The organism is Sphingobacterium sp. BIGb0165, assembly GCF_024810095.1.
In the GTDB taxonomy this organism is placed as follows: Bacteria; Bacteroidota; Bacteroidia; order Sphingobacteriales; family Sphingobacteriaceae; genus Sphingobacterium; species Sphingobacterium detergens.
The window spans coordinates 261497-285550 of the sequence record NZ_JANUEB010000003.1; the positions used below are offsets into that span (position 1 = coordinate 261497).

11 protein-coding genes are annotated in these 24054 nt (G+C 41.9%); 9 read left to right on the forward strand and 2 right to left on the reverse strand.

Annotation, left to right across the window (positions count from 1 at the left end):
* The first annotated feature begins 69 nt into the window (after positions 1 to 69).
* From M2408_RS07680 to M2408_RS07720, 9 genes are all read left to right on the forward strand, one after another.
* Positions 70 to 1584, forward strand: coding sequence for a RagB/SusD family nutrient uptake outer membrane protein (locus tag M2408_RS07680; protein WP_259180535.1), 1515 nt, complete (start codon positions 70 to 72; stop codon positions 1582 to 1584).
* A 289-nt stretch (positions 1585 to 1873) separates the two neighbouring features.
* On the forward strand, positions 1874 to 4963 hold the full coding sequence (locus M2408_RS07685) for a TonB-dependent receptor (protein WP_259180536.1): 3090 nt from the start codon (positions 1874 to 1876) through the stop codon (positions 4961 to 4963).
* 11 nt (positions 4964 to 4974) lie between these two features.
* Positions 4975 to 6543 (forward strand): RagB/SusD family nutrient uptake outer membrane protein, encoded by a 1569-nt coding sequence (locus M2408_RS07690; protein ID WP_259180537.1) that lies wholly within the window; start codon positions 4975 to 4977, stop codon positions 6541 to 6543.
* Positions 6544 to 6561: 18 nt separating this feature from the next.
* A complete protein-coding gene (locus M2408_RS07695) occupies positions 6562 to 8016 on the forward strand; it encodes an alpha-L-fucosidase (RefSeq protein ID WP_259180539.1) in 1455 nt (484 codons plus the stop codon).
* The gene (locus tag M2408_RS07700; RefSeq protein WP_259180541.1) at positions 8009 to 10528 is read left to right on the forward strand and encodes a glycoside hydrolase family 2 TIM barrel-domain containing protein; all 2520 of its coding nucleotides are present in this window, start codon (positions 8009 to 8011) and stop codon (positions 10526 to 10528) included. The genes M2408_RS07695 and M2408_RS07700 overlap by 8 nt, the downstream gene beginning before the upstream one ends.
* A gap of 4 nt (positions 10529 to 10532) precedes the next feature.
* Complete coding sequence (locus tag M2408_RS07705) at positions 10533 to 13103, forward strand: glycoside hydrolase family 95 protein (RefSeq protein WP_259180544.1); 2571 nt, start codon at positions 10533 to 10535, stop codon at positions 13101 to 13103.
* A 19-nt stretch (positions 13104 to 13122) separates the two neighbouring features.
* Positions 13123 to 14310: an alginate lyase family protein gene (locus M2408_RS07710; RefSeq protein WP_259180547.1), complete on the forward strand. Its 1188-nt coding sequence runs from the start codon at positions 13123 to 13125 to the stop codon at positions 14308 to 14310.
* A 73-nt stretch (positions 14311 to 14383) separates the two neighbouring features.
* On the forward strand, positions 14384 to 17089 hold the full coding sequence (locus tag M2408_RS26305) for a glycoside hydrolase family 88 protein (RefSeq protein ID WP_310446526.1): 2706 nt from the start codon (positions 14384 to 14386) through the stop codon (positions 17087 to 17089).
* 62 nt (positions 17090 to 17151) lie between these two features.
* A complete protein-coding gene (locus M2408_RS07720) occupies positions 17152 to 21327 on the forward strand; it encodes a hybrid sensor histidine kinase/response regulator transcription factor (RefSeq protein WP_259180548.1) in 4176 nt (1391 codons plus the stop codon).
* A gap of 269 nt (positions 21328 to 21596) precedes the next feature.
* Here the strand turns inward: M2408_RS07720 and M2408_RS07725 are convergent, their stop codons facing one another.
* Positions 21597 to 22796: an MFS transporter gene (locus M2408_RS07725; protein ID WP_120260794.1), complete on the reverse strand. Its 1200-nt coding sequence runs from the start codon at positions 22794 to 22796 to the stop codon at positions 21597 to 21599.
* Positions 22797 to 22994: 198 nt separating this feature from the next.
* Positions 22995 to 24053, reverse strand: coding sequence for a dihydrodipicolinate synthase family protein (locus tag M2408_RS07730; RefSeq protein WP_259180553.1), 1059 nt, complete (start codon positions 24051 to 24053; stop codon positions 22995 to 22997).
* Position 24054: the final 1 nt, after the last annotated feature.

Below are 24054 nucleotides of genomic sequence, written 5' to 3' on the forward strand. Positions count from 1 at the left end.
ATAAATAATCTGGGTGCAGCAATTTTCAGCTAGATGCTCGAAATAGGCACCTGTTAATAATTCATGCTCATGAAAAAGATAACTATATATCGTATTATACTTACGACGCTGTGTTTTACCAGCTTGTTTTCCTGTACCAAACTGAACGAGGAACCGGTAAGTATTTTGGATCCTAAACAATATTTTAAGACGGAAGCGGATGCAGAAGCTTCCGTGATGGGGATTTACGGGCTTTTAGCCAATGCAGATTTTTATGGACGGCGATTGACCATGGTACTGCAATTGCTGGGTGATGATATTGATATTGCGGATATTGGTACGCAATCTAGTCGGATTCAGTTGAACAGTTTTACACATGATGCGAGCAATCAGGATCTGCTCGCGGTATGGAAAACCGCTTATCTGGGCATTGGCGCTGCAAATGCCGCAATAGATGGTATTCCAGCCGTCACAATGAATGAGGCTAAAAAATCCGCCCTCATTGCCGAAGCGAGGTTACTTCGGGCGCTATATTACTATCACTTGGTTCAACTATTTGGGGATATCCCCTATATTGGAGAATTCGTCAGTGATCCAAGCAAGGTAATTGCTATCAGCAAAACTCCAGCAGCAAAGGTTTATGACAATATCATCGCAGATTGTGAATATGCGATAGTGAATTTGCCAGATACCTATGCCAATAACAACAAAGCAAGACCATCCAAAGGCGCCGCTCAGACTTTGTTGGCTTCGGTCTATATGGTCTTGAAAAAATGGGATGATGCCGCTAAGATGGCTGAGGCTGTAATCAATGATGCAAACAAATACCAGTATGCTCTGGTCAAAGATTATAATAGTCTATGGGATGCTGATCTTGGTTTTCAGACCGAGCATGTTTGGGTAGTTGATTTTCTGGGAGGAATTACCGGAGAAAATGCGTCCAACCAAGATTATACGGCGCCGATGACCGGTGTGCGGGACGCCGATATGTTGGGATGGAGTGTTATTGTACCATCAAATGGTGTATATGATAGCTTTTCTGATCAAGATTACAGAAAGAAAATTAGTTTTCTGACCGAAACACCGGTAAAAGGAGTGATGACACCCTATCAGAAGTGGAAATGGCCTCGTATACATACCGCAAAATGGTGTTTGCATCCGGGTACTAATGCTGGAGCGGATGGTTCCGACTCCGATATCAAACATGTTATCTTTCGCTATGCCGAAGTTCTTTTAATGGCAGCTGAGGCATTAAATGAAAGTAAAGGCGGACCAACGGAAAAGGCATATAGCTATATAAATGCTGTTCGGGCTAGAGCAAGGTATACGCCACAGGGAGTACAGAATTATCCTGCCGACCTGGCAACGGGTATGTCGCAGGCAGACTTTCGAAAAGCAGTGCAGGAAGAACGTCGTGTTGAATTAGCTTTTGAATGGAAAAGATGGTACGATATCAAACGTTGGGGACAAGTAGTAGATGTATTTACTAGGCAGGGAGCCTATGAAAGCCAACCAAAAGTAAAAGATTTTCATGCACTGATGCCTATTCCTCAGGATGAAATCGCACGTAATACAAATTTACTGCCTCAAAATCCGGGGTATTAGAATAGTAATATCAGACTTCTTTGGAGCTAAATGAAAGAAAATATCAACTTGTAAATAGGTTGATATTTTCTTTTTAAGAATAGATAACATGTTTTTTATACCATCGTCAAGAATGAAACAGCGATTGAAAATTTAATTTTCTTCAAAATCCGTTTAATTCTGCTGGAAATCAAGAAAAAAGACATTTTTTCCACCTATTCGAACGAAAAATCTCCCTCTAGAGACCGACTATTTTTGATATTTGGTTTCATTTATTGAGTTCACAATAACCACATAAACCAAGAGAACTATGATAACACCGATAACCAAAACGGTAGGGAAGGGTTTGCTTTTATTTTCGCTGATGAGTATGGCTGCACCAAATGTATTTGCACAGTCTCAGCTAAAAATATCCGGAAAAGTAACCTCACCTGCAGGCGAACCACTTGCAGGGGTGACAGTACAGATTAAAGGCGCAAAGAATGGAACCGTTACAGATGTATCCGGCAATTATCAGATTCTTGCCAAGGATATTGATGTATTGATTTTTTCACTGGTAGGTAGAGAAAAAACAGAAATAGCTGTTGATAAAAAAGATCATATCAATCTAGTACTACAAGAGTCAAGTAGCCTAATGGACGAGGTCGTCGTTGTAGGTTACGGAACACAGAAAAAGAGCAATTTGACAGGAGCCGTTGCTGCAGTAGACGGAAAAGTGCTGAATAAACGAATTGCGACTAATCCTACACAATTGCTTCAAGGGCGTATGCCGGGACTTCGTGTGACACAAGGATCCGGAGAGGCAGGTAATGAAAATGTGAATTTACAAGTTAGGGGATTAGGATCTTATGGTGCTTCCTCCGCACCATTGGTCATTGTGGATGGGATTCCCGGTAGTTTGGAGAACCTGAATCCACAGGCGATTGAAAATATTACGGTATTAAAAGACGCCGCCTCAGCAGCAATCTATGGAGCAAGAGCAGCAAACGGTGTGATCCTCGTGACAACCAAACAGGGTAAATCCGGAAAAGCACAACTGAGCTACGATTACAATGTTGGAATAACAAAAGCTTCAGCATTACCTGATTTGGTCTATAATTCGGTAGATTATATGACCCTATATAATCAAGCTGCTAAAAATTCAGGCATCACCAATGCGAATTCGCTGTTCAGCCAGGAAATGATTGATGCATATAAAAATGCGACAGACAAAACGCTTTATCCTGACTTTAACTGGTTGGATGCCGTATTTAAAACTGTACCCGTACAAACGCATAATTTAAGTTTAAGTGGAGGTGCTAATGGGACCAATTATAACGTCATCCTTGGTTATGTCGATCAGCCCGATATTATGATTGGTACTTCCTTTAAAAAGTATAACCTCCAATTGAACCTGAACTCGAAAATCAACGATCGAATAAGTTTTGGTTCGAGTATTACATTGAATTATCGTGATCGAAAATATCCGAGAAACGGAGCTGAAGATCAGTTCCTGTCCACAATAAGCCAGTCTCCGTTATATGGTCCTGTGCTTCCAGATGGAAGTGGCCGATATACTTCCCGAGCTTACCCATTTCAGTCACCCAATAAAAACCCCGTTGCGGTTGCAGACAACGCATTGACAAGACTGAACAATTACTTTATGCAGGGCAATATCTTTGTGAATATAAAGCTATTGGAGGGTTTAGAATGGAAAACCAGCGGTGGTTTAACCTATAGTTTTAACAAAAACTATACAAACAAACCAGTGATCAATCAGTATATGTGGCAGGCAAAACCAGATGCACTTCCTGCACGCCAATTGGATGTCGGAGGACAAGGATTGGAGGTGACTGATGATAACAATGTATATCCTGTGGGGTATACCCAACTGACTTACGACAAGTCATTTGGAGACCATAATTTGAAAGTACTAGCCGGCACACAAGCAGAATATAACAAGACGCAAAAATTATTCGGTAGCAGATTACAATTCCCTAATAAAGACCTGCTTGAATTGGATGGTGGTGGTGCGGGACAACAGTCAAATAGTGGGTTGACTGATGAATGGTCTTTAAGATCTTATTACGGTCGGTTAAATTATGATTATAAAGGCAAATACCTGTTGGAGGGAAATGCCCGTTATGATGCTTCTTCACGTTTTCCCGAAAATCGAAAATGGGCCTTTTTCCCGTCTGTATCAGCAGGATGGAAGATCTCAGATGAAGCTTTTTTTGGCGAACGGCTTAAAGAGACAGTCAATGAAGTCAAACTCAGGGCTTCCATCGGAACCCTCGGGAATCAGAATATCGGAAACTATCCCTATCAAACTGTTTACAGCTCTGCTTTTGCCTATCCATTTGAAGAAACCCTACAACAGGGCGCACGTCAGGTTGCTATGGCAAATGAACGTATAAAGTGGGAAAGTACCAAAGTATTGGATTTTGGTATTGATCTCGGATTCTGGAATAATAAGTTGACAGCCTCTTTTGATTGGTACAATAAAGTGACCTCCGATATTCTGTCGTCATCGACAGCATTCCCTTCCTATATCGGTCTTACTGCACCGACCGTAAATTATGGAACCTTGCGTAATAGGGGGATCGAACTCGGACTTCAATACCGTGAAAAAATTGGGGAGGTATCCTTAACGTTAAATGGTAATATCCAAGCCAATAGCAATAAGGTTATAAAATATGGCGCTGAACGTATTTCAGGAAATACAATTGTTCGGGAGGGGTTACCATATGGCAGTTTCTACTTACTGGAAAGTGTAGGAATATTTCGCTCGAAGGAAGAGATCGCAAGTTCGCCAAAACAACAAGTCCCAGCGCAACCTGGCTATTTGAAATTTGCGGATGTCGATGGCGATAACAAGGTGGACAATAATGACCGCGTTGTGGTACCTGGGGCATTTCCAGATTTTGATTATTCATTTAATGCTACCGCAGTATGGAAAAACTTTGATTTTACAGCATTTTTCTTTGGATCTCAAGGCCAAAAAATATTTGTTAGCGAATGGGGAATTGTTCCTTTTAGACAAGGTGGGACTTTCACGCGAGAATGGATGGACGCTTGGACACCGGAAAATCCAAATGCATCGTTGCCGATTGTAGGATTAGACAATTCACCAGCAGCAAATAATGTACGGACGGCCTCTACATTTTTCTTGAAAGATGGATCTTTCTTACGATTGAAAAATATTCAAATAGGTTACAGTATTCCACAGAATACATTATCAAAGGCAGGTATTTCGGGACTACGTGTTTATTTTGCTGCGGATAATCTGGTTACTTTTTCGAAGTTCCCCGGTTTAGATCCTGAAAGAGGTGTATCGTCCAGTGGTGGAGCGACTTCAGGACGTTATGTAACCCATCCTCAAAATAAAGTTTTTGCATTTGGTGCAAATATCACCTTCTAACTGATGAGATCATGAAAATTAAACTAAAAAAGACATATCTATATTTTTGTTTGGCGGCTACGACAGCGCTGGGCAGTTGTGCGAAAGATTTCTTAGATAAAAACCCAACGGATAAAATACCTGAATCAACTTTTTGGAAAACTCAAGCAGATGCAGACCTTGCACTATCGGGCGTGTATGAATTCTTATGTAGGGGATATAATTCTACATCCTCTTCCAATGCCCGAGGGGGCTGGGGTGGGGCAAGCATGTTCTGGGACGGCTTGTCCGATGATGCATTCATATCAAGCACATCCAATAATTTTAATACAATTTCTAGAGGTGGATTGACCTCAACGACAGGCGGTATGCAAGCGGAAGGCTATGAAATCTCCTATCAAGCAATCGCAGCCTGTAATAAATTGATTGCCAATATAGACCGTATCACCAGCATGAGCCAGCAGGATCGGGATCGCTATAAAGCCGAAACCCGTTTCATTCGTGCGCATTATTATTTTTTACTGACTAATCTTTATGGTGATGTACCACTGACACTTGAGCCACTGGGTTTGGATGATGCCAGCGCTAGACTGGGAAGGACTGAAAAAAGCAAAGTTTTAGAGGCTGTTTTAGCAGATCTTGATTATGCCATTGAAAAGTTGCCAAACACCGCATATAAAGGACATGCTGTCAGAGGTGCCGCACTCGGTTATAAAGCAAAAGTATTATTGACAAATAAAAAATGGGCTGAAGCTGCCGCAGTGGCAAAGATGGTCATGGATGAAAACAAATTTTCGATCTATCAAGGTGGCTATCGGGATTTATTTAGAAAACCTGGTCAAAATAGTAATCCTGAAATCATGTTTTCAGCGCGTTTTCTACCACCTAATATGTATAGCCCTGCAGATATGATGTACTCCTATTTAATGACGGTGCAACCGCTGGGGTATCTGGTTGATTCCTACTATTGTATTGATGGTAAGGATATCAATACTTCTGCCAAATATGATGCGAAAAATCCTTATGAAAATCGTGATCCCCGATTGAAGGCATCTATTATCTATCAGGGGGTATGGCGTGGAACGACAGCTTCTTCTGCTTTTGATCCTGTAGCAGCGGATGTTAAGGGAGGCTTCTTGCCCAGGAAATATATCAATGAAGCCAAATGGCCAACCAGCTACGCTACACAAAGTGATCAAGATTGGGTATTTCTTCGTTACGCAGATATTCTGCTGATGTATGCAGAAGCAAAAAACGAAAGTGCTGGACCTGAGCAAACAGCCATCGATGCATTGAATCAGGTACGATCCCGTGCAGATGTGAAAATGCCTTTGCTGCAATTTAGTTCCGGATTGACAAAAGAAGAATTTCGCGATATTATCCGTCACGAGCGACGTGTTGAATTGGCTCTGGAAGGACAGCGTTACTTTGATCTAAAACGTTGGGGACTTATAAAACAAGTCATGGACAAAACCAAAGATCCCGATGGTGCAATGCGCTTATTTGCTGAGCGGGATACCTTATGGCCTGTACCGCAGTCCGAAGTAGATATTGCTAAAAGTTTGGGAAATGATAAATTTACGCAGACAAAAGGTTTCTAACATATAACCATTATAGGCATGAAAACTAAACTCAAGATGTATAAAATACTATTACTGATACTCTTGGTCTCAGGAATCTCAAGTGGCGCATCAATGGCGCAAGAAAATAAGCTACCTGATAGTCTACGGATGAAATGGTGGGAGGAAGCCAGATTTGGTATGTTTATCCATTGGGGCGTATATGCACAATTTGGCGGTGTCTATCGTGGTCATGAACAAGCTCGGGGTGGAGCGGAATGGATTATGAACCGTTCAAAAATTCCTGTTGATGAATATCAGGCAATGGCGAGCCAGTTTAATCCTATACAATATAATCCCGACGAATGGGTGCGAATGGCGAAAGATGCCGGCATGAAATACCTCATTATTACAGCCAAACATCACGACGGTTTTGCGTTGTTCGAAACCAAAACCAGCAAATGGAATATGGTCGATGCGACTCCTTATGGTAAAGATCTGTTAAAGCCTTTGGCCGCCGCCTGTAAAAAGTATGGTGTCAAATTGGGTTTCTACTATTCACAAGCGCAAGATTGGAATAATCCTGGAGGTTCGGCAGCGCGAAAGGTAATGCGAGAAGGCTGGGCCAATCCGGACTCGGCTAAAATAGATGCCTATACCTTAGCGCATAAAGGCCATTGGGACCCAAAGCAAGAAACTGCGAGTTTTGATGACTATATCAAAAATGTATCTGTACCACAGGTGAAAGAACTTTTGAGTAATTATGGTGATATTTCCGTCTTGTGGTGGGATACGCCAACAAATATGACTGATGAAGCTGCAAGCATGTTACAGGAACAACTGCGCCTGCAACCCAATATTATTACCAATGATCGCTTGAAAAGACCAAATTTTCCGGGGGATACAAAGACGCCAGAACAGAAAATTCCAGATTGGAGTGAATTGGAAGGAAAGCATTGGGAAACTTGTATGACTATGAACGGAACCTGGGGATTTCGTACGTCTGACCATAAATGGAAGTCGGCAGAAACATTGATCCGTAATTTGGTTGATATCGCATCAAAAGGCGGGAATTATTTGCTCAATGTCGGTCCGAAACACGATGGAAGCTTTCCACAGGAAAGCATAGACAGATTGGCGACGATAGGTAAGTGGATGAAAATAAACAGTGAGGCAATTTATGCAACCAAAAGCAGCCCGCTGCAACCCTTTGAGTGGGGAAGATGCACAATGAAGGAACAGGGCAACAAGACCCTGCTTTACCTGACCATATTTGACTGGCCTCAAGATGGAACGGTCGTTCTTCCAGTAAAAAATAAAGTTTTAAAAGCCAGTTTTTTAGCGAATGGTAAAACGCTTAAAGTGAAATCTCAGTCTGATGCGATCAAAATTGACGTTTCCAGACAGGCAATTGATCCTGTCGCAACTGTGATCAAAATTGAGTTGGCTGGAAAACTAGAAAGAGATAAGACTGCCACAGCAAAGAAAATGAAAACCGGAGCCTTGGATGAATAAGCTGAATCCAAAGATTAAGAAAAGAGAACCATATTTAATGATAAAGGAAAATAAGTTTTATAAAATACTTGCATTGCTATTGGGATTTGGAGCTTTACAGCTCCAGGCTCAGGAATCAAAGCGAATCGACCGGGAATGGGACTTTCTGAAGAGCGATCTTGGGGGGATTTGGGAAGCTGTACGGCCGGTCGGGGCGGGCAATCCAGAATCCGTTCCACTGTGGCAAACCGTTAGTTTGCCTCATTGTTACAATGCCTTAGATGCTGTTGATCCAGCTGTCAATTATTATCAGGGCCCAGGTTGGTATAGAAAGACATTAACCATAGAAAATCCCTATCCAAATGGTCGTACATTGCTTCATTTTGAAGGTGCAGGACAAAAGTCTACGGTTTATATCCATACGCAAAAGGTTGGGGAACATGTCGGCGGCTATGACGAATGGACAGTAGATATTACTGAGGCTGTCGAACAGTTTAAAAAAACCGAAGCCTATAAAACACAGTTTAAAGGGAAGATACCGGTTTCAATTCGGGTAGATAACTCGCGTGACCTCGAAATGATTCCCTCAGACCTGTCCGATTTTAACGTATATGGAGGTATCTATCGCCATCTGAATTTGAAATATGTACCCCAGACGGCCTTAGAAAGAGTCTTTGTTAGCTCTACAGTGGATGCAGATGGAAAACAGGGGGTATTGCAAATCCGTGGTCGCCTATTAACACAATCCAACAGCTCAAATTTTGATGTCGAAACACAGCTTTATGACCCTTCGGGTAAATTGCTACTGAGTCAGACGCCGGTTGTTCGTTCGGTGGAAGGATCTCTTGACTTTGGAAAATTAACGGTTAAAAAACCTGAATTGTGGAGCCCAGATCATCCCGCTTTGTATCGTTTGGTAACCATCGTCAAAAGCAATGGACAGACATTTAAAGAAGAGAGCCTTTTTGGTTTCCGGCATGTAGAATTTAAAGATAATGGCCCCTTTTTATTAAACGGGAAAAGACTTTTGCTTCGGGGCACGCATCGTCATGAAGATCATGCTGCTGTAGGAGCGGCCATGACAGATGCACAGATTTTACAGGAAATGACGATGATGAAAGAGATGGGCGTAAATTTCATTCGGCTGGGTCATTATCAACAGAGCCGCCGGGTTCTCGAAGCCTGTGATAGTCTTGGTATTTTGGTTTGGGAGGAAATCCCTTGGTGCCGTGGTGGCTTGGGCGGTGAAATCTATCAGCAACAAGGGAAACGGATGTTGACAAATATGATTGAGCAGCACTATAATCACCCTTCGATCATTATTTGGGGGCTGGGTAATGAAAATGATTGGCCCGGCGATTTCCCCGAATTCGACAAGGAGAAAATCAGGACATTTATGCGGGAATTGCATTTACTTTCCCACCAATTGGATCCCAGTCGAAAAACGGCCATACGACGTTGTGACTTTTGTAAAGATATTGTTGATGTGTATTCACCCTCTATCTGGGCTGGTTGGTATCGTGGAGTGTATACAGACTATAAAACGGCCTCGGCGGAGGAAATGAAAAAGGTCAAACATTTTCTTCATGTGGAATGGGGCGGAGATAGTCATGCTCGCCGCCATGCAGAGGATCCTGATCGTGCACTAGCCAAAATAGAAGGCGATGGTACCACCGATGAACGGGCTGGCGATGCATCTCTCGTGGGTGGTGCTGCAAGAGTTTCCAAGGATGGTGACTGGAGTGAAAGCTATATCTGTAATTTGATCGATTGGCACCTCAAGGAGCAAGAAACCATGCCTTGGCTTACGGGTACCGCGTATTGGCCCTTTAAAGATTTTTCGACACCTGTTCGTCCAGATAATCCGGTTCCCTATGTCAATCAGAAGGGTGTTGTCGAACGCGATTTTACGAAGAAGGAATCCTATTACGTATTTCAATCGTATTGGACTTCAAAACCCATGCTCCATATCTATGGACACTCTTGGCCTGTTCGTTGGGGCGGGGCGGATGAGGCAAAGATGATCAAAGTATATTCCAATGCGAAGGAGGTCGAGCTATTTGTCAATGGCGAAAGTCAGGGGGTAAAGAAAAGAAATAGCCAAGATTTTCCCGCTGCCGGATTGCGTTGGATGGTGAAGTTACGCGAGGGAAAAAATCAAATCAAAGCTGTTACCAAAAATGGTAAGGAGCTTATGACAGATCAGATTGAACAAGTGTATCAGACACAGCGTTGGGGCAAACCTGCGAAATTACAGGTTGAAGAAATTGCACGGGAAGATGATATCATAACGGTGCAGGCCAAGGTATTGGATAAAGATGGTATTCTTTGTCTGGATGCCAAAAACTGGATCTATTTTGATGCTATAGGTGATGGTGAGCTGATCATTGATCAGGGAACATCCATAGGCGCGAGAAAAGTACAGGCATACAATGGAAGAGCCCTGATACGGCTTCGCTTATCCGCAGGAAAAGCAGTTGTGTCCGGACGGATGGACGAATCAAAAAGTACTTTGTTGACAATTGAAAAATAGTGAGATGATAAAATTAAACACTAATTTGAGCTTTTTTCTTTTGCTCGGGATAATGACCACTGTTACCTGTGGTCATGCACAACATCAACAAAAGAAGCGCCAACTGTGGTATGATAAACCTGCTGCATATTGGGAGGAGGCACTACCTTTGGGTAACGGTACGACTGGAGCAATGGTCTTTGGCGGGGTGAGCAGGGATCGTTTTCAGATTAATGATAATACCCTGTGGTCTGGCGAACCTGAGGCTGGAAACAACCCCAATGGCCCGCAAATTTTACCATCGGTACGTGAAGCTATTTTAGCTGGGAAATATGAAGAGGCTGCTGTTCTCTGGAAGAAAATGCAAGGCCCTTATTCAGCACGTTATTTACCCATGGGTGATCTGTGGCTGGATTTTCATCAAGAGGAGAAAGAGGTAAAAGCTTACCGGAGAGATTTGGATTTGGAAGGGGCGGTAAGTACGGTAAGTTATACCTATCAAGGTGTTCAATATCAAAGAGAGAGCTTTGTCAGCTACCCCGACAAAGCTTTGATCATTCGCTTAAAAGCAAATAAAGCTAAATCGATCACTTTGGATCTGTCCATGACCAGTAAACTGAAAAGTACCGTTTCAGCACTCGGCAATGATGTACTAAGCCTTGTGGGTAAAGCCCCCAGTTTTGTGGCCAATCGGGATTACGAACCTAAACAGGTGGTTTACGATAGCATTGAGGGAAAGGGGATGACTTTCGAGATGCGTGTTAAAGTACAGGCAAAAGGAGGGAAGGTACAGCAAGAAAAGGATAAGCTTCGTATCATTGGTGCTGATGAGGTACTATTATTACTGACAGAAGCGACCAGCTTTAATGGTTTCGACAAATCGCCGAGCCAAGCTGGAAAAGATGTAAAGGCGACAGTTAACAGTTTAATGAAACTGGTCGCAGTAAAAAACTTTACAACACTGCTTGCTGATCATCAGAAGGATTACAGATCGCTGTTTAACAGGGTAGATTTTGAACTGGCTGGAATTTCAACACATGCAAATTTACCGACCGATCAGCGGATTATGCAATTTTCAAAAGGTCCTACAGATCTGGATTTACTGACTTTGTATTATCATTTTGGACGTTACCTGCTGATCGCAAGTTCGAGACAAGGTGGAAGACCCGCCAATTTACAGGGGATTTGGAATGATCATGTACAGCCGCCTTGGGGAAGTAATTACACCACGAATATCAATACCGAAATGAACTATTGGTTGGCAGAAAATACCAACTTGTCCGAATGCCATCAGCCACTATTTGATTTTATGGAGGAACTGGCGGTCAATGGAGCGCAAACTGCCGCTGTAAATTACAATATAAAGGAAGGTTGGGTAGTTCACCATAATTCGGACCTGTGGGCCAAGACCTCTCCTCCGGGAGGCTATGACTGGGACCCTAAAGGTATGCCACGATGGTCTGCATGGCCAATGGCCGCAGCGTGGTTCAGCACACATCTGTGGGAGCATTATCGCTTTACAGGAGATAAATCTTTTCTCCAAAATAAAGCCTATCCACTGATGAAGGGGGCGGCTCAGTTTATGTTACATTGGCTGATCGCTGATCCTGAAAATAAATATTTGATAACAAATCCTTCTACATCGCCTGAAAATACAATTAAAATAGCAGGAAAGGAATATCAATTGACCATGGCATCCACGATGGATATGGCAATTATCCGCGAGCTATTTACTGCGGTTATTCGCTCTTGCGATGTACTGCAGATCGACCCTGAGTTTAAGTCGACATTGGAACAGGCGAGTGCAAAATTATATCCTTATCAGGTTGGACAATATGGTCAACTGCAAGAATGGTTTAAAGATTGGGATGATCCCAAAGATCAGCATAGACATATTTCGCATCTTTTTGGACTCTATCCTGGTAACCAGATTAGCGTTACAGAAAATAGTGAATTGGCCGCTGCGGCAAAAAAATCACTGCTTTTGCGCGGTGACGTGAGTACAGGTTGGTCGATGGCATGGAAAACAAATTGGTGGGCAAGATTACAGGATGGAAACCACGCCTATAAAATACTTAAGGATGCGCTGAACTTTATTGATCCCAAACTGGATCGCGCTCAGATGAGCGGTGGTGGTGCTTATCCAAACTTATTTGATGCACATCCTCCTTTTCAGATCGACGGCAATTTTGGCGCAACGGCCGGAATGACTGAAATGCTTTTGCAAAGTCACGATGGTGCTATTCATTTATTGCCAGCGCTGCCCGATGAGTGGTCGACAGGGCATATTAAGGGAATTAAAGCCAGGGGAAACTTTACGGTAGACATCGATTGGAAGGATAATAAATTGCAACAGACACGCATCGTTTCCAATATAGGTGGAATATGCAAGTTGCGGACCTCTATATCAGTGAAAGTAATTGGAACGAGTGGGAATAAAGTCAATGGGGCTGAAAATGAATTGCTATACAAACCAAGTTCATTGAAATACCATATCCTTGACCGCGAAAAATTATCGCCTTTATCAACCAAAGAAACTTTTGAAATTGAATTTCAAACAGTCGAGGGCAAGGAGTACCGCATTATCCCGATATAGCTCATAAAAATCTAAGGAAATGAATTTAAAATCAATCTTCAGACTAGCGTGCACATTTATTGGGATTGTGCTGCTCCCCCTGTTCGCTGGGGCGAATGAACCCAATGGATCTTTCAAGAGTAAAATCGTGACGGTTTTGCGTCCTATTATAAAAAAGCAATCAAAATGGGCCATGAAGCAAAAGCCCCTGACCGTGACGGCTTACCCTGCAGTTCGAAGTAGCGGTGGTATCCATGACTTTTACTCGGAAGGCGACTATTGGTGGCCAGATCCAATGGATGCGGGTGCGCCCTATGTCCAACGGGATGGTATGAGCAATCCAGCCAACTTTGTTGACCATCGAAAAGCCATGATCCGTTTTAGCCAAATTATCGGCGCGCTAGCTTCGGCCTACCGTTTGAATCCGGATAAAAAATATGTGCAGCAGGCCTTGGTTCATTTGCAAGCTTGGTTTGTCGACTCGGAGACGATGATGAATCCAAATCTGCTGTATGCCCAAGCTGTACAAGGGCGATTTACAGGTCGCGGTATAGGCATTATTGATACCATTCATTTAATGGAAGTGGCACAGGGCGTAAAAGTGCTCGAAAATGATCCAAACTTTCCACAGTCAGCCAAAGATGCCATCCATCGTTGGTTTGCAACATATCTGCGCTGGTTGACTGAGCACCAATACGGTAAAGACGAAATGAATGCAGCAAACAATCATGGCACCTGTTGGGTTATGCAGGTGGCATCCTTTGCCAGTCTAGTGCAGGATACAGCTTTGCTCAAGATGTGTGCTGAACGCTACCAGCAAATTTTATTACCCAGCCAGATGGAAAAAGATGGTAGCTTTCCCCGGGAGCTCCAACGGACCAAGCCCTTTGGATATTCCCTATTTAATCTAGATGCCATGACCATGATCTGCCATATCCTGTCTACAACAAATGAACCGCTATGGCAATATACGTTACCCGATGGACGTACAATCAAAAAAGGGGTGGATTTTATGATACCTTATATCGGTGATAAGAACAAATGGCCTTATCAAAAAGACGTGATGTACTGGGAGCAATGGCCTATTGCTCAACCTGCTCTTATCTTTGCTGCAACCGCTTACCAAGACAGCAGCTATCTGAAACTTTGGGCTGAGCTCGATCATAATCCCAAGGAGGAAGAGGTCATTCGCAACTTGCCCATCCGTAATCCTTTAATATGGTTGTAATGCTGGAAGACCATTTTTATCCAGCTATAAATCTTACCAATTAACCTTTTACTTAAACAAACCTAAATGTAATATGATTTTCAATATGAATATGCTGCTGTCAAAACATGGAGATGTTTCGAATCGTTTTATCCCAAAAAGGCGATTTATTATTTCGATACTGAGCTTGACAACTATCCTTTGTGGCATTCAGGAAACAAAAGCGCAGAACGCAAACCAATTGAAAAAAGCCTGGGATCTTGCGGATCGACAGTCGCAATTGCTCTATAAAGAGCTACAGCTGCTAAAAAAAGCTGATTCTACATTAGCATCTCCACGTACACTCTCCGAAAATAACGAGTTGGTGGCCGTTAAACGTGGCGATTGGACCAGTGGTTTTTATCCTGGGGTTTTATGGTATTTATACGAGAAATCCGGAAAACATAAATGGAAAGAACTGGCGGGTGAATTGACCGGAGGTATAGAAGGTGAACAGTATAATGGGAAAACCCATGATATGGGTTTTAAGATTTTCTGTAGTGTTGGTAACGGTTATCGTCTTACAGCCAATGCACATTATCGGGATGTCATTATCCAATCCGCTAAAACTTTGGCAACACGCTTTAATCCTAAGGTCGGATGCATCCGTTCTTGGGATCATAATAGCCATCGTTGGGATTTTCCGGTCATTATTGATAACATGCTCAATCTGGAATTGCTTTTTGAAGCAACAAAATTGACCGGGGACTCTAGCTATTATCATATCGCTGTAAGTCATGCAAACACGACAATGAAAAACCACTTTAGGTCGGACTATAGCACCTATCATGTTATTGACTATAATCCTGCGACAGGTGAAGTACAGCACAAAAATACACATCAAGGATTTAGTGATGAGTCTACCTGGGCTCGGGGAGAAGCATGGGCGCTCTATGGTTATACCATGTGCTATCGTGAGACCGGCGATCCAAAATACCTGCAGCAAGCTGAGAAGGTTGCGTACTGGCTTTTTGGCCATCCACGTATGCCTAAGGATTTAATCCCTTATTGGGATTTCGATGCACCTCATATTCCGAATGAACCGAGGGATGTTTCAGCTGCCACCGTGATCGCGTCGGGATTATTGGAGTTGAGTACATTCAGCAATCAGGGAAAAGACTATTTGAGCAAAGCGCAGACAATAATGTCTAATCTGATTGACCACTATATGTCCCCTCCAAATAAAAATAAAGGGTTTATTTTACTGCATAGTACAGGGTCAAAACCCTCCAATACCGAAGTAGATAAGCCATTAAGTTACGCAGATTACTATTTTTTAGAAGCCTTGCTTCGGGAGGAAAACTTGCGTTCGGGACGGGCACAGTCTAGCCTGGTTCGAAAAGACCCCGAGGGTAAACTCATCTATTTTCCGGATGATAGGGGAAATATCATCCCTGATTTCAGTCGGGTTGGTTATCATCAAGGAAATCGACAGCTCCCCACTGTAGCCAGCGCTATTTCGTTACATCCTACAGCAGATGGAACTGATCAACAGATGATACAACGTGCCATCGATGAAATCTCAAACAAAACCCTTGATAAAAACGGATATAGAGGGGCGATAACGCTGAAAAAAGGAATTTACAATATACCTGGAAGTCTACTGATCAAATCGAGTGGTATTGTGTTGAGAGGAGAGGGGGATGCGGAAGGTGAAACCTTATTGCGTGCCACAGGAAAGCAACAACGTAGCTTATTGAAAATTTCTGGTGACGGAAACTATGTCGAAGATCAGGCTAAAGCACAAATGCTTGAAGCAATATATATACCTGTCGGAAGTAAGTATGTCGTTGTCGATGATAGTCGTGATTTTCAGAAAGGGGCACCAGTACTCCTTTCTTATGAACTCAATGCGGCGTGGATTAAAGCGGTCAAAATGGATCAAATAATAGCAAGGGAAGGAACAAAACAATGGACAACGAAGGAATATAAACTAAAATTTGAACGTGTTATTTCTTCCATTAGTGGAGACACGCTGTTTTTAGATAATCCAGTTGTCATGGCCATAGACCCACAGTTTGGTAAAGTATCTGTCGTACCTTTTAAGTTTGCGGGACGTATTCAGGAAGTGGGGGTTGAAAATCTACGTTTTGAATCCGAATTTGCCAATGAAACAGACGAAAATCATGCTTGGATAGCTATTGAGTTTGATAAAATTGAGAATGCATGGGTACGCAACATTACCGCACGCTATTTTGGTTATGCGGCAGTAAGCTTGGGAGCCTTTGCAAAACAAACATCCGTTATCAATTCGAAATGCCTGGATCCCAAATCTCAAATTACTGGGGGACGTAGATATTCATTCATTAACAATGGTCAACTCAATTTATTTAGACAATTATATACCACAGAAGGGCGGCATGACTATGTCACGGGAGCAAGAACTTTGGGGCCAAATGTTTTTAGCTTGTCCACTGCAACGAATACCCATGCGGATATTGGACCACATCATCGTTGGGCAGTAGGCACCCTGTACGATCAGATTACAACCGATGGCGAGATTAATGTTCAGGATCGCGGTAACTGGGGCAGTGGACACGGTTGGGCCGGCGTGACACAGGTATTGTGGAATTGCAAAGTCAAGAGTGCGGCCGTACAACAACCTTGGGCTTCTGGGCAAAATTTTGCAATAGGGGTGAATGGCGAAAACAATCATGGTCGGTTTAAAGACAGGACTGCCGGTTTTTGGGAAAATCAAAATAAAAAATTGCTCTTAGAGTCACTTTATGAGCAACAATTGAACGATAGATTAAATAAATAACTATTGGTGTTTATAGAATGGAATGATTATTTTTATCGTATCCAATTTCAATTATATTCCTCATGATGCCATTACGTATTTGTATACTTTGGGTTTTTAGTACGCTGTTTGTCCTTTCTATTTCTAATGCACAGGAGAAGAACTATCGTTTTTTACATCTTGATGTAAACGAAGGTTTATCACAAGGGAGTGTTTTTGCTATCGAACAAGATCACCTGGGCTTTATGTGGATTGGTACCCGTGATGGCCTGAATAAATATGATGCACGTAAGTTTACAATTTATAGAAGCAATCCGCAGGATAGCCTTTCCCTGGAACATAATTTTATACAAGCAATTACCCAGGACAAGAAACAGCGACTTTGGGTAGGGACAACAGGCGGCCTTAATTTATACAATCGGAATGCAGATAATTTTACGCGTATTCCTTTGCCAGTAGTTGAGAGCACAAGTGGGAAAATAGAAGTGAATGTGCATCAAATTTTCCAAGATTCAAATGGTGTAATTTGGATTGCTACAAATGTTGGATTATATCGGATAAAAGAAGGTGCTCATTTGGAGGCAGAACTTGTTTTCAATGAAATTACGGTTGAAGGGAGCAATGGCCGCTCGTATTTTAGAAATTTTAGAACGATATACGAGGACGGGAAGAAAAGATTATGGTTTTGTACAGATGATGCAATCGTGCTGATGCAGTCAGCTTCCAGGGATGGCAATAGATTGAAAGTGTTGCGGACCTATTTCAATCAGAAAGGATTGGTTAATAAAGTAAATCAACGATTTCAGGCCGTTCTGGAATTTGCTCCTGGTGTGTTTTGGGTAGGAACAAAATACAACGGCATAAAAATAATCAATGAAAATACAGGAGAGGTATCTTCTTTGAATACTGATGATAGTCCTGCTGCAAATTTGGCAAATCAGGATGTACGCTCTTTGAAGAAGGCTGACGATGGGAGCATCTGGATTGGAACATTCAATGGCCTTTATTTATACCGAAACGGGAAAATATTATTTATACAGGCTGACGATAACAATCCCAATAGTTTGAGTAACAACTCCATTCGACCGATATTTCAGGATAAAAGAGGCTCTATCTGGATCGGTACTTATTTTGGCGGGATTAATATCTACGATAAAGATATCCCCAATTTCCAAAATTTCACCCATCAATCTCGACGAAATAGCTTGAGCTACAATGTTGTCAGTGCTTTTTTAGAGAATCCAAATGGCGAGCTAGTCATTGGGACAGAGGGTGGTGGATTGAATTATTTCAACCGATATACCAATTCATTTTTTAACGAGCGACATGATAAAAGTAGTGCGGGAAGCCTAAGCCATAATAATGTAAAGTCTATCTGTCGCGATCGGGCGGGTAATTTATGGGTCGGCACTTATGATGGTGGATTAAATTTAAGACGTAAAGGGCAGCAGACCTACGAACATTTTCGTTTTGATCCAAATGTCATCAATGGACTGGCAAACAATAACGTGTATGCGCTACTGGAGGATCGCCAGGGCGATATTTGGATCGGAACATTCGGTGGCGGTTTGCAGGTACAGCGGAAAAATCAAAAACCAGGTTATTTCCAGACCTTCAACGTTGCCGGTAAACAGTTGAGCTCAAATATGGTCAGAGCACTCATGGAGGATTCCAGAGGTAATTTATGGATCGGCACTTCTAATGGACTAAATCTTAAAATAGCAGGTACTGATAAGTTCATATCGTTTTTGAATCACAAAAATGACTCGCTTTCAATCAGTGGTAACGATATTATTAGTATTCACGAAGATAGAAAAGGACAAATCTGGATTGGAACTTATATGGGAGGTTTAAATCGCTATCTGCCCGAAAAGAAAGCCTTTAAACGTTTCAATGAACAAAATGGCCTTCCAGTCAATAATGTTTTTGGTATTCTGAGTGATCTAAAGAACAAATTGTGGCTAAGCACAAACACAGGGATTACCTGTTTCGATCCGCAAGCAGGAAGTGTTAGAAGTTATACAAAAGTGGATGGTTTGCCTGGTAACGAATATATTCAAAATGCGGCCACCATACTTCGGGACGGAAAATTTGCTTTTGGTAGCTTTTCTGGTTTTACCCTATTCAATCCAGACAGTCTTAGCGTCAATAGCTATGTTCCACCGATACAGTTTACTGATCTTAAATTGTTTAATCGTACCATTAGACCCGGAATTGATGGTGTAATCCCCAAGGACATATCCATGATGGATGAATTGGTATTAGACCACAATCAGAATGTATTCAGTCTTGAATTCAGTGTGTTAAATTATGTTCATCCTGAAAAAAATAACTATGCCTATTATTTAAAAGGTTTTGATCAGGAATGGAATTATGTCACCAATCCAGTCGCTACCTATACAAACTTGGATCCGGGGAATTATGAACTCTGGATAAAAGGGTCAAATAATGACGGTATCTGGAATGAAAAGGCGCGGGTTTTAAAAATAAGAATTCTCCCAGCACCTTGGAAAACATGGTGGGCTTATACAGGTTATTTCTTGATTTTGGGTTTTATTGTGTTCTTGATTATCCGTTTTTTTCATGGTAGAAATAAGCTAAAACGTGACCTTTTGATCCGAAAGATTGCTTCCGAGAAGCAGGAGGAACTGCATGAAGCCAAACTGAATTTCTTTACAAATATCTCGCATGAATTCCGTACACCCCTGTCTTTGATTATAGGACCATTGAATCAATTGAAAACGGATCATTCGCTATCTGACTATGCACAGGAACATTTGGGCTACGCCACACGAAATGCCGATCGCTTGATGAATTTGGTCAATCAACTACTTGATTTTCGAAAACATGAAGGCGGAAAAATGGAGCTGCACAGTCAGAAAGTTCTTGTATCCGAATATCTTAAAAACGTTTTATTAAATTTCCATTTTATAGCAGAGAAGAATAATATCCAGTTTTTTCTTGAGAATAATATTTCCACCGATTACCAGGCATATTTTGACCCTGAGCAGTTTGAGAAAGTGCTTGTCAATCTGATTTACAATGCCTTTAAATTTACCGATAAGGGGGGACGGATAAAAGTACAAGTTGAACTTGAAGGCAATGACGATGCGGCTAAATTACTTGTTTCCGTCTGGGATTCCGGCAGAGGCATCCCCGCAAAAGATATACCCTTTGTATTTGAACAATTCTATCAGGCAAACACCGAGGGTTTTGTGGCCACTAGTAGCGGTATAGGACTTGCATTGTCAAGGTCCATTATCCATTTACATGGCGGCTTGTTAACTGTTGAAAGTAATATGGCCGCAGAACCTTTAGCTTATAATACAGTCTTTAGGATCAGTCTGCCGCAGCAGAATGTACATATAGATACTTCATTTACAACCGATATGTTAAGCGGAATTGAAGAAACGAATGTCTCTGAGCAGTATGCTCAATTGGTCGACGATCAGGATCTTGTGGAAGTTGAAAATGACCGGACAGCAGATGAGAAGCCGATTATTCTTGTTGCCGAAGATAATGTCGAGCTGAGATGTTTTCTTTGCGAAAACCTACGCAAGAAATATGTGGTTTTAGAAGCAAACGATGGAAACGAGGCGCTGGCATTGGTTCACGCCAGACAACCGGATATTATTATTTCAGATGTGACGATGCCAAACTGTGATGGGATAACACTGTTGCAACAAATAAAGAATGATAATAGCACTAATCACATTCCGGTTATTTTATTGACGGCGCGAACCGCAGACCCCTATATCACCGAGGCTTTTGAAGTGGGAACGGATGATTATATTACCAAACCGTTCAGTATGCCACATTTGATTCAGAAAATATCAAACATCATACAGACGAGAAAACGTTTGGAGGAAAAATTTGTTCAAAATTATCTTTTGGGAGGACAGGGGACAGAGACTACCGAAAGAACACGCTTTTTGGATCAGGTATTGCGTATTGTGGAGGAAAACCTAGGCTGCGAGGATTTCGGTGTGCAGGAGCTGACGAAGGCTATAGGCGTGAGCCGATCAGTTTTATACCGTAAGATAAAACAGCAGACTGGTTTGAATCTGGTTGAATTTATCAATATGGTACGTTTGAAAAAAGCCGCACAAATACTGCTGAATAATAGTGAATTGAGTATTAGCGAAGTTGCTTATCAAGTAGGCTTCAATGATCCAAAATATTTTAGTAAAACCTTTAAGAAATTCTATAAAGAAAGTCCACGTACCTATATCGAGAAATTTAGTGTTAAAAATAATTAAGGGCTCACAAGCACCAACAACCATGAAAATCAACTGAAGGTTCTTTCTAGCCAATAAACCAGGCGTAGCGAGTTCATTAATACCTTAATAAAAAAACGAATCAATAAAAAAAGGTTTTCAAACGGGGAGAATGAAAACCTTCAATAACCAATTATAAACCTAAATTATGATAGTACAAATATAGCTGTTTTAAACTTCACCTGAAAATAAATTAGCAACCTTATTGGATTATGTAGCTTAAAATCGACAAAGTCTTTTATGTGTTTTAGCTATAGCCTATTCGTTTTAGCTAGCTTACTGATAAAAAAAAGTGTGAGCAGCCCCAAAGCCGCAAATACGGCGTATCCCAATCCGATTTCAAGTTGAGAAGAGGGATTGATTAAACTGACTGTACCGTAACTCAGGGAGGAGGTTAACAGGTAAGTAATTCCACCGACCAATCCGCCGGCTATTCCTGCAGACAATGGAAATCGACCCAAACAATAACTGAAATAATTATTGAATATAAATCCGGCGGAACAATGTACCGCAAATGCGAAGAACGTCAGTGTATATAAATTTGTCTGATAAGGGGATACCACAATCATCAATAATACCAGGATAATCTGGATAAAATTAGCAATTCGCAACTTCGGTATTAAGGCTCTTTTGATCAGCGCTTTTCCAATAAAACCACCGCACATCCAAGCTAATCCCATGATCAGTGAGGTGTAGCCTGTCGTGATTGCTCCGTAACCCAATTGATGCTCGATAAAAAATGGGCCACTAAGGTTATAAAACATGACTAATCCATAAGATATTCCGCACATCAACACGCCAAAAGTAAAATCGTTTGTCTTTAACATCATTTTAAATTCGCCGATAAGATAGTTGACATGTAACGGTTTTCTTTGTTTAATTGTCTCGCCAGAGAAGATAAATTCCAGGACAAAAAGTACCGCACTATAAACTGCGAGGACCATAAAATTTGAACGCCATCCAAACTGCGTTTGTAAGTATCCACCAATAAAGGGGGCGACAATAGGTCCAATAGACCAGACGATGGTCATGATACTGAGATAGTGCTTGCGTTGCTCGCCCTCGTACACATCGACAAAGTAAGCCCGTTTGGAAATGACAACGAATGCTGAAAGAATACCCTGCAAAATACGCATGCAGTAAATTGTCCAGATATCATTTGTAGTGGCGGTGATCCAAAAACTAAGGATAAAAAGGAACAACGAAATTAGATTGATCCGGTATCTACCCCATGCGTCAACGAGCGCACCGGTAAAGAATTGAGCTACACCGTAGCTGATTAGAAACAATGATAATGTTAACTGGATACGGCTTTCACTGAGACCAAACTCCAAGGCCATTTGAGGCATCGAAGGAAGATAGATATCAGTAGCAAGACCTGTAATTGGAACAAGTGCAAAAGCCAGTATCGTTGGAACAAAAGATTGTCTGGGTTTAGTGTTTTTTTCCATCGTGATAATTTGTCGACAAAAATAATTCCATTGATGGATACAAAATATATAGAATTCAAACAAATTATTGTGAAAATCAAACAGCCTGACCTCAGGACGTCAATAACAACAATGTTGACCCTAAAATGACTCAACATTGTTGTAGAAATACTGCTGGACCAAGATTCTGAAAATATTTTTGGACTGCAGCTGTCGGTATTATCTGGAATTTAGGAAGCGCTGTACAAAAGCATCATCGTTTAGTTCAGGATAATCGCTGTACACACGGTTAATTTCTTCTTTTTGACCCGAAGATAGTTGTTCTTTTGGATTGATACACCAAGTACCCTTCATCAAGCCCTGGCGTGTGAGGACTTCATGGAGTCCGGGTATACAGCCATGAAAAGCGTTTGCCGGATCAAAAAATGCAGCATTACTGTCTGTTATTGCAATGGCTTTGCTTAAAAGGTGGCTTGCTGTCTGATTGTCAGGATGGCGCTTGTAATGCTTAATTTCATCCAGAAGTGTAACCGCTTTTTGCGTCCACACCGCCCAATGCCCTAGTAAGCCCCCTTTAAAATCTATAGCAACCGTCTTCCCATTCACTGGAAATTGATAGGTAGTCATTAGATCATTGACGATATTGTCATCATTGCCTGTATACATGGCGATTTGATCGCTACGATTTGAATTTGCGAGCGCACGCATGACATCCAAGGTTTGGTAACGATTGAAAGAAGCACATTTGATGGCAACAACATTCTCTATCTCAACAAACTCCTGCCAGAAGGAATAGGAAAAAATACGACCACCTACCGAAGGTTGGAGATAAAACCCAAATACTGGAATGATGGCAGCGACTGCACGAACCCGATCAAGTATAGCCTTTTCTGTCCAGTCGTTGAGTCCACCCATGCTCAATAAACCGATATCATAACCATATTTTATTGCCGTCTTTGCTTCCTGTACAGCTTGTTCGGTAGGCCCACAGATACCTGCAATTTTAAGGAAGGGGCGTTGAAGCTCTGCCTTGTCCACCTCTTCGCTAGCCCATTTTAAAACAGTTTCGAACAGGTTGATTTTCGGATCACGAATTTCGAACTGGGTAGAATGTACGGCGACGGCAATTCCTCCGGCACCACTTGCGATATAATATTTTGTCAGAAGACGTTGAGACTCCTCATCTATACTACGATCCTCGTGAAGAGCCAGGGGATGAGCGGGGATGACGGTTCCAGCCCAGAGATGTTGTTGTAAATTAGCGTCTAATTTTTTCATT